The sequence below is a fragment of the Vibrio sp. Vb1574 genome, assembly GCF_033338675.1.
Genome location: NZ_JAWOTC010000339.1, coordinates 1 through 1,166, shown reverse-complemented (window position 1 = coordinate 1,166; position 1,166 = coordinate 1). Strand labels below are relative to the sequence as shown.

Genomic DNA, 1,166 nt, shown 5'->3' with positions numbered 1-1,166 from the left:
ATATTATTAGAGTTACTTATTTAACGGTTTGGTGTTGGTTTTTTGGGAGAAAGTGAATGCGAGGGTTGGATTACAAATGGATAGAAGCCTTGGATGCCGTTGTTTATCAAGGCAGTTTTGAACGAGCTGCTGAGCATCTGTTTGTCTCACAATCTGCCATTTCGCAGCGTATTAAACAGCTCGAAAAATTCTTGGCGCAACCTGTGTTAATTCGAGAGCAGCCACCCAAGCCAACTCCCATTGGGAAAAAACTATTGGGGCTTTACCGCCGAGTTCGGTTGCTAGAGCACGAAATTTTACCTGAGATCAAAAACGATACTACAACGCGCCCAGTACAACAGTCTTTGGCTACTAACGCCGACAGTTTGGCTACGTGGTTACTGCCTGCTTTGCAAGATGTCATGAAAACTCGTCAAGTAGAGTTGAAGCTGACGATTTACGGTGAATCACGTTCAATAGAAAAACTGAAAAGTGGTGAGGTCGCAGGGGCGATCAGTTTAGAGTCTCAAGCGATACCAAATTGTCGCGCCGATTACTTAGGACGAATTGATTACGTTTGTGTGGCTAACCCTGAGTTTTATCAGCGTTACTTTTCTGAAGGTGTAAACAATCAGACCTTAGCAAAGGCGCCAGCGGTTTCCTACGATCAGTATGATGACTTACATAAAAAGTTTCTCACGGAGCATTTCAATGTGCGTCCTGATAGCGTGATTCATCACAACATCAGCAGCTCAGAGGCTTTTCTCAAAATGGCGTTAGCTGGAGTGGCATATTGTTTGATCCCTCGTTTGCAAATTACTGATGAGTTAGAGCAAGGCTCGTTAATTGATATTACGCCTGGCTTCCTGATGTCTTATCGTATTTATTGGCACCATTGGCAGTTGGAAACTGGCGTATTGCAGGAGATTTCACAAGCGATTGTCAATTATGCACAGCGTTATTTACCACAGTAGTGATTGAATAGACGACCATTTCTGACGAATATTAAATTACGAATGGTTGAAATTACACCAAAGTTACACAGTCAAAGTTGTGTTAGAAGTGAAGTTAGGTGCTTGGATAATCACCGGAAGTTTCTATTATGAAACCACTTACTCCTACAGCTCGGCGACTTAACAAAGTCGGTGATTCTGATTTGTGGAGACACTTCACTATTGATATGGATG

General features: G+C 42.5%; 1 protein-coding gene. It reads left to right on the top strand.

Features of this window, described 5'->3' with window-relative positions:
* The first annotated feature begins 56 nt into the window (after positions 1 to 56).
* A complete protein-coding gene (locus R7O12_RS26020) occupies positions 57 to 953 on the top strand; it encodes a LysR family transcriptional regulator ArgP (RefSeq protein ID WP_318126942.1) in 897 nt (298 codons plus the stop codon).
* Positions 954 to 1,166 lie beyond the last annotated feature (213 nt).

Coding starts and splice junctions, on each gene's coding strand:
- R7O12_RS26020 (WP_318126942.1), top strand. CDS start 57: ATGCGAGGGTTGGATTACAAATGGATAGAAGCCTTGGATGCCGTTGTT.